Source organism: Chloroflexota bacterium (genome assembly GCA_014360805.1).
Classification (GTDB): domain Bacteria; phylum Chloroflexota; class Anaerolineae; order DTLA01; family DTLA01; genus DTLA01.
In genome coordinates this window covers 1-10,581 of record JACIWU010000096.1, presented here as the reverse complement: position 1 = coordinate 10,581, position 10,581 = coordinate 1, and the positions used below count along the sequence as shown (strand labels likewise).

Here is a 10,581-nt window from a genome sequence, read left to right as displayed (position 1 = left end):
CGAAAGTCGCGGCCGCGCATGGCCGCGCGGGGCTAACCCCCCCGCGCTGAGCGGACCAAGCCCCTTCGGGGCTGGCCCAGCCCGCAGGGCTTCGCCCCTTCAGCCTGGCGCTTCAGCGTCAGGCTGGGTGCAGGCGCACCCCACCCCCGCGCCTTCGGCCGTCCCCCTCTCCGCACGCGGAGAGGGGGCACGAGGGGGTGAGGTCAGCATGCCGCAGGGCTTCGCCCGTTCAGCCCGATGCTTCAGCGTCGGGCGAGCATTTCGCTTTGCGCCTTTCGTGCTCTTTCGCGTGTTTCGTGTTCCAAACTCCCTGTTCGCGTCCCCGCGCGGCCGTTTGCCCAAACCGCCGCGCCGCGGTAATATTGCACCGACAACGGCGCGAGGTAGCGGATGAATCCCTATGCGGTGGCGGCAATCCTGGTGGGCGTGGCGGCGGCGCAGGCGGCCATCGCCCCGCATCTGGCCATCCTGGGCGTGCGCCCCAACCTGCCCCTCATCGTCGTAACCGCATGGGGGCTGTTGCGCGGCTCCGGCGAGGGCATCTGGTGGGGGCTGGGCGCGGGGCTGGCGCTGGACCTGTTCGCCGGCGTGCCGCTGGGCATGTTCTCCGGCGGCCTGGTCCTGGCGGGCCTCGTCGCCGGCCTGGGCGAGCGCCAGGTCTTTCGCACCCACTTCCTGATGCCGGCGCTCACCGTTGCCGTCAATACCCTGTTGGCGAACCTGGCCGCGCTGGGGGTGATGAAACTATTGGACTGGCCCATCCGCTTCGGCGAGGTGATGACCACGGCGGTGCTGCCCGAGATGGCCTACAACATCGTCGGCATCCTGCTGGTCTTCCCGGTGCTGGCATGGCTCAGCCACAGGATTGAGGATCGGAGCATAGAGTTCTAGCGGCGGCCCGCGTGCGGGCAGCGTGAATCTCCTGGCAGGCGCGATGACGGAAACGAACGACCGCGGGAAACTGATCGTATTTCGGGCGCTCATTGTGCTCGTCTTCTTGATTCTGACAGCGCGCCTGTGGCGAATGCAGATCGTGAGCGGGCAGCAGTACACCGCCCTGGCCGAGCGCAACCGCTTCCGCCTGGTGTCCATCCCTCCGCTGCGGGGCATCATCAGCGACCGTTGGGGCGTGGTGCTGGCGCGGAACACGGCCTCGTATGCGGTAACGGTTACGCCGGCGGACCTGCCCGATGACGAGGAAGCGCGCCGCCGCGTGTACATCCGCCTGGGCCAACTGCTGGGAATCCCCCCGTTTCCCCAGGAAGGCGCGCGCACGCTCCCCGACCGCCTGCCCCGCCCCATCAAGCCCACCAACATCGCCGACATGCTCCGCGAGGGCATCTACAACCCATTTCAGCCCATCTACATCAAGCGCAATGTGGACCGAGACACGGCCTTCGTCATTGAAGAGCAGCACCTGGACCTGCCCGGCGTGCAGGTGGTGGCCGATCCGGTGCGCGAGTACCCCACCGGCGCAACGACGGCCCACATCGTCGGCTACACGGGCGCCATCCCACCGGAGGAGGCCGCCGCTTACGAGGCGAAAGGCTACAACATCTTCACGGACCAGATCGGACTAACGGGCGTGGAGGCCGTGGCCGAGGAGTACCTGCACGGCGAGCCAGGGCGCAAGCACATTGAGGTGGACATCGCCGGGCGCGAACTGCGCACCGTGAGCGAGGGGCAGCCGGCCATCCCTGGCGACCAGGTCGTGCTGGCGCTGGACGCCGATTTGCAGAAGTTCACCGAGGATGCGCTGCGTCGCACCCTGGCCGAATGGGGCATTCAGCAGGGCGCGGTGGTGGTGCTGAACGCCCAGACCGGCGAGGTGCTCACCATGGTGAGCCTGCCGAACTACGACAACAACCTGTTTGCCCGTGGGATTGATGCCAAGGCTTACCAGGCGCTGCTGGACGATCCGAGTCGCCCGCTGGTCAACCACGCCATCTCCGCCGCGCAGCCGCCCGGCTCCACATTCAAGGTCATCACGGCGGCGGGCGCGCTTCAGGAGAAGGTCATCACTGCGCGGACCCAGTTCCGCTGTGAGGGCGAGATGTGGGTGCCCAACAAGTTCTTCCCCGATGACCCCAATCTGGCCCAGCGGTTCGTGTGCTGGTGGAAGTGGGGCCATGGCGACCTGAACGTCATCGGCGGGCTGGCCTACTCCTGCGACATCTTCTTCTACAACGCGGGCGGCGGCTACCTGGACCGGGGCGGGCTTGGCGTGGAGAAACTGGCCGAATGGGCGAAGCAGTTGGGCCTGGGCGAGAAGACGGGCATTGACCTGCCGGGCGAATCGGCGGGGCTTGTGCCGACGCCCGACTGGAAGCGGCTCACCTATTCCGAGTCGTGGGTCCTTGGCGACACGTACAACATGGCCATCGGCCAGGGGTTCGTGCTGGCCACGCCGCTCCAGATGGCCAACGTGGCGGCGACCATCGCCAACGGCGGGACGGTATACCAGCCGCAAGTGATCCGCGAGGTGATGGATGCCAGCGGCAAGGTGGTGCGGCCGTTCGCGCCCAAGGTCATCCGCAAACTGGACATAGACCCCGACGCGCTGCGGACGGTGCAGGAAGGGATGCGGGCGGCGGTGGCGTGGGGCACGGCCCACCGCGCCGCGCTGAAGACCATCAACGTGGCGGGCAAGACCGGCACGGCGGAGTTCCCCGGCCCGCGCGATGAGGAGGGCCACCTGCCCACCCACGCCTGGTTCATCGCCTACGCGCCCTACGAGAACCCGGAGATCGCGCTGGCGGTGTTCCTGTACGGCGGGGGACAGCGCGCGGCGGAAGGCTCCACCGCCGCCGCCCCTCTGGCGCGCGAGGTGATGTCCTATTGGTTCCAGGCGGAGTAGCGGCACATGCGTCCGGCCGTTGACATCGCGGCCTGCCGGCGGGTATAATGCCCCCGACATCGCATGGGCGGGCAACCATCCGCCCGCACGTTGGGAGGCTCGCATGATCTCACCCGAATCGGCCCGACAGGAAATCGCGCGGCTGGTCGCCCGCTACAAGGCCCTTTCGCCGCGCCAGCGCAAGGACTACAACGAGGCCGCCACCCGCCAGGGATTCATCCTGCCGCTATTCCAGGCCCTGGGCTGGGATATCTACAACACCAGCGAGGTCAGCCCTGAAGAGAATGTGTCGCGCGGGTTCGTGGATTTCGCCTTCCGCATCGGCGGCATCCCGAAGTTCTTCCTGGAGACCAAGAAACTCCCCGCCGACCTGGCTGACCCGGAATTCGCGCGGCAGGCCATCAACTATGCCTGGACCAAGGGCGTTACCTGGGCCGTGCTGTGCGACTTTGAGGGCCTCAAGGTGTTCAACGCCGAGGTGCGCGAAGCCGACCCCCGCCAGGCCATCTTCCTGGAGTTCACCGCCGACACCTACCTGAGCGACTTTGACCGCCTCTGGTACCTGTCGCGCCCGGCCTGCGAGGCCAACACCCTGGACCGCGAGGCCGAGCGGTGGGGCAAGCGCACCCGCAAGCGGCCCGTCGGCGAGCAGTTGCTGGACAACCTGATGGAGTGGCGGCGCGAACTGTACCGCCACCTGCGCCAGTACAACCCCACGTGTTCACCGCAGCAGATTGACGAGGCCGTCCAGCGCACTCTGGACCGCCTGGTGTTCATCCGCACCGTGGAGGACCGGGGGATTGAGGAGCGCCGTCTCATCGGGCTGGCCCGCGAGTACAAGGATGCCATCCAGCACCGCCGCCGCTACGACCTCATCCCCAGACTCGTGGCCCTGTTCCGCGAGTACGACGGGTGGTACGACAGCCGCCTGTTTGAGCGGCACCTGCTGGAGGACCTGCAATGCGAGCCGGAGCCGTTTGTCCGGGTGATTGAGGGCCTCTACCAGCCCGATGAGTTCACCACCTACGACTTCAACGCCATTGACGCCGACGTGCTGGGCGCCATCTACGAGCAATACCTAGGCCACGCCGCCCAGGAGCGCGGCAAAGATGTGGTGGAACTGGAGGCAAAGAAATCCAAGCGCAAGGCCCAGGGCATCTACTACACGCCGCAATTCGTCGTGCGTTACATCGTGCGGCAGACGCTGGGCCGCCTGTTGGAGGAGCGCGGGCTGGAGGGGGCGCGCAACGTCCGCGTGCTGGACCCCGCCTGCGGCAGCGGGTCTTTCCTGATTGAGGCCTTTGACGTGCTGGACCGCTTCCTTGCCAACGCGCGCGGGCAGAACCGACCCGTGCCCGACGCAGGGGCGGACAACCGGGCGGCGGACTTCCACGCCCACGCCCGCCGCATGGAAATCCTGTCGCGCAACCTCTACGGCGTGGATTTGGACGCCCAGGCGGTGGAGGTGGCGCAACTGAACCTGCTCCTGCGGGCCGCCAACGAGCGTGGGCGTCTGCCCAGGCTGGACCATATCCGCCAGGGCAATTCCCTGATTTCGGACGACGTAGGGGCGACGCATGCGTCGCCCCTATGGGACATGCACCCGTTCAACTGGCATACGGAATTCCCCGAGGTCATGGCCGAGGGCGGGTTTGACGTGGTGATCGGGAACCCGCCGTATGTCTTCGGTGAGTACCTTCCACCAGACCAGAAGGAGTTCTTTGAGAAACACTATGAACTCGCAAAGAGGCAGTACGACCTGTATTGGCTATTCTATGAAAGGTGCGTAAGTCTCCTAAGGCCAGGAGGTTATCATGGATACATCGTGCCGGACGCAATTCTAGCACGAGACGAACCCGAATTGCTTCGGCGCTTTCTTTTGGCTAATGGTAGGATCGTGAGCATCTCGCATGTAGGGCGCGTGTTCACCGATCCGGCTGTGTCTGGCGCGGTCATTGTGTTCCAGCGGGAGCGGGCACCAGAGCAGTGGCGAATTAACATCGATCTGGTTACAGTAGCAGAGGCGAGGACAGTGGGCTACTTGCTACAGAGTTCCGTTCGCGCAAATCAGCGGTGTGAGTTTGCTCTAGAACAGACATCCGATTGGCAGCGAATTGAGGCCAAATTACAAATGCGGTCTGTTCAGCTTGGCGAAATCGCCCGGTTGACACGCGGTGAGGAGCTGGGTAAGAAGAGTCTACAAAAGATGGGTGGGAGAATCCCTGAAGGGATGTTACCCATCTTGGCTGGCGAGTGCGTTCGGCGCTACTATGTCGGTGCTCCGCGCCACGTAGTTCCCGAAGCTTACGTCCAAAAACCTAGGACGAACTACGAAGCACCCAAGCTGCTCATAGTGAAGACCGGAGCCAACCTTGTGTGTGGCCTTGACGCCAACGGATATGTAACGCTGCAATCTGTCTACAACGTGCAGTTGCTGGAATCTGCGGAAGCAGATATTCGGTATGTCCTGGCCTTGCTTAACTCAAAGCTTCTTTCAGCGTGCATCCAGAAACGTGTGACGGCGTACAAGAAGATATTTCCCCAAATCAATCAGACCCAGGTCCTTGCACTTCCCATCCGCGCGCTGGACCTGTCGGACCCGGCGGAGCGGGCGATGCACGACCGCATGGTGGCGCTGGTGGAACGGATGCTGCACCTGAAGCGCGAGCACGCCGAGGCCGAGGCCGCGCTGGAGGACCGCCGCCACGACCTGGCCCGCGAGATCGCCCGCACCGACCGTGAAATTGACCGCCTGGTGTACCAGTTGTACGGCCTGACGGACGAGGAGATTGCGATCGTGGAGGGGCAATCGCCCGCGCAGGAGTAGCGGCCACGCATGCGTCGGCCCTACGGGAAACGCCCCTACGCGCCCGACTGGCCCGATGCGCAACGAAAGGACCGCGTGCGATGCCAACGCGATACGATCCGGACATCCATCATCGCCGTGCCATCCGCCTGCGCGGGTGGGATTACCGCGACGCGGGCGCGTATTTCGTTACCATTTGCACGCACGGCGGCCAGCCCCTGTTCGGCGACGTGGCGGACGGGACAATGCGCCTGAACGAATACGGGGAAATCGTCGCCGCGTGTTGGCGCGATTTGCCCCGCCATCATCCGCATGTGGAATTGGATGCGTTCGTAGTGATGCCGAACCACGTGCACGGGATCATTGTGATTCGGGGCGATGCATGCGGTAGGGGCGACGCATGCGTCGCCCCTACGGCCGACGGGCCCCGCGGCCCGATTCCGCAATCCCTGGGCGCGATCATCGGTTCGTTCAAATCCGCGTGCACGCGACGCATCAACGAAATGCGCGGGACGCCGGGCGCGCCCGTGTGGCAACGCAATTACTACGATCGCATCATCCGCAACGACCGCGAATGGAACGCCATCCGCGAATACATCCAGAACAACCCGATCACTTGGGAACGGGACGCGGAAAATCCGGACATTCCCGTGGGGACGCGCCGGCCCGGCCCGCAGGCGTGGGCGTCGGCGGCGGCACGAAAACGCTCCCGATAATGGAGGCACGCCATGACCCTTCAGGTTGGAATCGTGGGGCTGCCCAACGTGGGCAAATCCACCCTGTTCAACGCGCTGACGCGCGCGGGCGCGGCGGTGGCTAGTTACCCCTTCACCACCATTGACCCCAACATCGGCATCGCCGAGGTCCCGGACCCGCGCCTGGCCGACATCGCCGCCATCGTCAAGCCGGAGCGCATCGTCCCCGCCACGGTAGAATTTGTGGACATCGCCGGCCTGGTCAAGGGGGCCAGCAAGGGCGAGGGGCTGGGCAATCAGTTCCTGGGCCACATCCGCAACGTGGATGCCATCGCGCTGGTCGTGCGCTGCTTCCAGAACCCCGACATCCCGCACGTGAGCGCCGGCCTGGACCCCTGGTCGGACATCCAGGTGATAGACACCGAACTGATGCTGGCGGACCTGGCCACTGTGGAGCGGCGGCTGGAGCAGGCGCGGCAGGCTTCCAAAGGTCGGCCCAAGGACTTCGCCGTGCCCATCGCGCTGTACGAGCGGGCCATGGCGCACCTGAGCGCGGGCAAGCCGGCGCGGACGCTGGATGTGGACGCCAAAGAGGAGGAGTCCTTCCGCGACCTGAACCTGCTGACCGCCAAGCCGCGCGTGTTCGTGGCCAACGTGGGCGAGGGCGACTGCCCGGCGGGAGGGCCGCTGGCTGAGGCGGTGCGCGAGGCCGCCGCGCAGGAGGGCGCCGAGGTGGTGGTCATCTGCGCCGAACTGGAGGCGGCCCTGGCCGAGTGGCCGCCGGAGGACGCCGCCGCCTACCGCGCCGAACTGGGCCTGCACGAGTCGGGGCTGGCGAGCCTGGCCCGCGCAGCCTACCGATTGCTGCGGCTCATCACGTTCTTCACCACCACCGGCGGCAAGGAGGTGCGCGCCTGGCCCGTGCGCGAGAACACCCCGGCCCCCGTCGCGGCGGGCAAGATTCACACCGACATGGAGCGCGGGTTCATCCGCGCCGAGGTCGTCTCGTACCCCGACCTGATGCGCGCGGGGTCCTTCGCCGAGGCGCGCAACCGCGGCCTGCTGCGCCTGGAGGGCCGCGAGTACCTGGTGCAGGATGGCGACATCATCCACTTCCGGTTTGCGGTGTGAGGGTGGGGGGGGTAGCAATTAGCCGTCAGCGATCAGGTTCTGGCAGCAACTACCGCCCTCGCCAAACGCGTCATGCCCGCAACTGCCGAACGCTGACGGCTGAAGGCTGATTGCTGATTGCTGGCCGCTGGCCGCTGGCCTTTTTTGCCAAGAGCGGCCCATCGTGGTATAGTAAGGCATCGCGCCGGAAGCGCGGCGAACATCAGGCCGCGCTTTTGCCTTTTCGCTCCAGGCGCACGGACCTGGGGCAATCCCATGGAAAGGAGGTAAGATCATGCAGCGCGAATACGAGTTGACCTTCGTAATCCGCCCCGACAAGGACGATGAAGGCTTTGCCGCGGTAACCGACAAGGTTGCCGACTACGTCAAAGCCGCCGGCGGCGAGGTTACCAGCACGGATCTCTGGGGAAGGCGACGCCTCGCGTACCCCATCCGCAGATTCGCCGAAGGTTACTACGTCTTCATGCTCATCCAGATGGGCGCCAACGGCCTTGCCGAGTTGGACCGGAGCCTTCGCCTCAACGAAGACATCATCCGCCATCTGGTTGTCCGCAAAGACGAATGAGACCGTAACCGCCAACAAGCCTGGGTTTCTGTGAACAGCAAGGGGTGAGCGTATGACTCGCGGGTTGAACAAAGTGCTTCTGATTGGGAATCTGGGGCGCGATCCAGACCTGAAGTACACGCCATCGGGCAAGCCCATCACCACATTCACCCTGGCGTGCACGCGCAACTGGATCACATCCAATGGCGAACGGCGCGACGCCACGGAATGGTTCAACATCGTCGCCTGGGGTCCCCTCGCCGAAATCTGCAAGCAGCACCTGGTCAAGGGGAGCCGCATCTACATAGACGGCCACTTGCGGACCCGCACTTGGGAAGACCAGTCGGGGCAGAAGCAGACGACGGTAGAGGTGGTGGCCAAAGAGATGATCATGTTGGACAACCGCCCTGGCCCTGTGGAACGCCTGGAGGCCCAGCCCGACGACCTCTACGACGACGCCGAGTAGCGTGCCCTGTGCCCAGCAGTCCAGGCCAACCATTATCGTGTACATCCAGCAAATCCCTGAACATCTGGGAGTGAGAGGAAATGGAGAACAACGTGGAAGAGAAACAGCCGCGGCGTAGGTTCACCGCCCGCAAACCGATGCGCAAGCGACGCCCATCGTGCCCGTTCTGCACCGATACATCTAAGCGCATCTCATACAAAGACGTGGAGTCGCTCCGGTTCTTCCTGACGGAGCGCGGCAAGATCAAGCCGCGCCGCCGCGCAGGCACTTGCGCGAAGCATCAGCGGGTTGTGGCACGGGAGATCAAGCGCGCACGGCATCTCGCGCTGATCCCGTTCAGTCCCGAGCATCTTCGCTAGCGCCACGCGACGCGAAGCGCCCGCACGCGGATAGCGAAGGCTGCCGCGGCCCGTCGGGCGCTTCGCGCAATCGTGCACACCCTTCCCTGGGAGGCCACTTATGGCAAAGAGGGTAAAACCGGCCCAGCCGGCTGAACCGAAACAACTCACCAAGAAGCAGATCGCCAAGAGCGCGAGGGTGAGGCGGCGGGAACGCAACACCATCATCGGCATCACGCTGGTGGCCGTGCTTGTTGTCGGCGTGCTGATCTACGGCGCTATCTATGAGTACGTCGTCAAGCCCAACTCGCCCATCGCCACGGTGGACGGTGTGCCCATCTCCACGCGGCTGTACCAGAAGTACTGGCGCTATGCGCACGCCAATACCAGCGCAACGCTCCAGCAGTACCAGACCGAACTGGACCAACTCAACGCGAAGTCGGAGAAGAGCGACACCGATACCATGCTCATCCAGTACTACGAGCAGATGGTTCAGCAACTGAAGAACCAACTCATGGGCTTGGACATGGCCGTGCTGGACAGCATGATTGACGACGAGTTGGTGCGCCAGGAGGCCCGCAAGGAGGGCATCACCGTTACCCCCGAAGAAGTGCAGGCCGAGATTGAAAAGGCCTTCGGGTTTGAGCGGAACCCGCCCACGCCCACGCCGACCGAGGTGGTTACGGAGACGGCCACGGTAACCGAAACGGCTACCCCCGAGCCGACGCCGACCGTCATGACCGAGGCCCAGTTCCAGAGCGCCTACACCCGCCAGCGCGACTACCTCCAGCAGCAGTTTGGCTTCACCGAGCAGGAGTTCCGCGCCCTGTTTGAAATCCAACTCTTGCGCGACAAACTCCAGGCCGTGCTGGCCGAGCGCGTGCCCACAACCGAGGAGCAGGTGCACGCGCGCCACATCCTTGTGGACACCGAAGAAGAGGCCAAGAACGTGATAGAGCGCCTGAAGGCGGGCGAGGATTTCGCCGCGCTGGCCAAGGAACTGTCCAAGGACGACTCCAACAAAGATGAGGGGGGCGACCTGGGCTGGTTTGGCAGGGGCGTCATGGTAACCGAGTTTGAGAATGCGGCCTTCGCCCTGGAGCCCGGCAAGATCAGCGACCCCGTCAAGACGGACTACGGCTACCACATCATTGAGGTACTGGAGAAGGATGCCAACCACCCGCTGGATGAGGCCACTCTGGAACAGCGCAAGTCCACCGCGCTCCAGGATTGGCTGAGCACCCAGCGGTACTCGGACCGGGTGCGGCGCTACTGGTCCTCGGACAAGAAGCCGCGCGTGGCCGAGGCTACATCGTAGGCCGGCCACAGCGCATCGGCGCAACGAAACGCGAAGCGGGGAGCCATTTGCTCCCCGCTTTTCTGTTGGGGGCCGGCCCCCTTGTCATCCACCAATAACACGAATCGGCACGAAGGGTATTGGGCCCGACGCTGAAGCGCCAGGCTGAAGGGGCGAAGCCCTGCGGCATGCTGACCTCACCCCCTCGTTCCGCCTCTCCGCTGGCGGCGAGGGGGACGGCCGAAGGCTGGGGGTGGGGTGCGCGGCATGCCCGCCCGACGCTGAAGCATCGGGCTGAGGGGGCGAAGCCCTGCGGGCTATCCCCAGCCCCGAAGGGGCTTGGTTCGCTCAGCGCGGGGGTTTAGCCCCGCGCGGGTGCGCCTGCACCCCGCCCGACGCTGAAGCATCGGGCTGAAGGGGCGAAGCCCTGCGGGCTAGTCCCAGCCC

At 65.0% G+C, this 10,581-nt stretch carries 9 protein-coding genes; all 9 read left to right on the top strand.

Annotated features, from left to right (window positions below):
* Positions 1-390 precede the first annotated feature (390 nt).
* The 9 genes from mreD (at position 391) to H5T65_12605 (ending at position 10,155) form a co-directional block, all read left to right on the top strand.
* Complete coding sequence (gene mreD / locus H5T65_12645; GenBank protein ID MBC7260085.1) at positions 391-891, top strand: rod shape-determining protein MreD; 501 nt, start codon at positions 391-393, stop codon at positions 889-891.
* A gap of 43 nt (positions 892-934) precedes the next feature.
* Positions 935-2,857 carry a penicillin-binding protein 2 gene (mrdA, locus tag H5T65_12640; GenBank protein MBC7260084.1) on the top strand — a complete coding sequence of 641 codons (1,923 nt, stop codon included), beginning with the start codon at positions 935-937 and terminating at the stop codon, positions 2,855-2,857.
* A 103-nt stretch (positions 2,858-2,960) separates the two neighbouring features.
* Positions 2,961-5,684 (top strand): N-6 DNA methylase, encoded by a 2,724-nt coding sequence (locus tag H5T65_12635; GenBank protein MBC7260083.1) that lies wholly within the window; start codon positions 2,961-2,963, stop codon positions 5,682-5,684.
* A gap of 80 nt (positions 5,685-5,764) precedes the next feature.
* A complete protein-coding gene (locus tag H5T65_12630) occupies positions 5,765-6,379 on the top strand; it encodes a transposase (protein ID MBC7260082.1) in 615 nt (204 codons plus the stop codon).
* A gap of 12 nt (positions 6,380-6,391) precedes the next feature.
* A complete protein-coding gene (gene ychF / locus H5T65_12625; protein ID MBC7260081.1) occupies positions 6,392-7,489 on the top strand; it encodes a redox-regulated ATPase YchF in 1,098 nt (365 codons plus the stop codon).
* Between the two features lie 274 nt (positions 7,490-7,763).
* On the top strand, positions 7,764-8,054 hold the full coding sequence (rpsF, locus tag H5T65_12620) for a 30S ribosomal protein S6 (GenBank protein ID MBC7260080.1): 291 nt from the start codon (positions 7,764-7,766) through the stop codon (positions 8,052-8,054).
* Positions 8,055-8,106: 52 nt separating this feature from the next.
* Positions 8,107-8,499, top strand: coding sequence for a single-stranded DNA-binding protein (locus H5T65_12615; protein ID MBC7260079.1), 393 nt, complete (start codon positions 8,107-8,109; stop codon positions 8,497-8,499).
* A gap of 80 nt (positions 8,500-8,579) precedes the next feature.
* Complete coding sequence (locus H5T65_12610) at positions 8,580-8,858, top strand: 30S ribosomal protein S18 (GenBank protein MBC7260078.1); 279 nt, start codon at positions 8,580-8,582, stop codon at positions 8,856-8,858.
* 505 nt (positions 8,859-9,363) lie between these two features.
* On the top strand, positions 9,364-10,155 hold the full coding sequence (locus H5T65_12605; GenBank protein MBC7260077.1) for a peptidylprolyl isomerase: 792 nt from the start codon (positions 9,364-9,366) through the stop codon (positions 10,153-10,155).
* Positions 10,156-10,581: the final 426 nt, after the last annotated feature.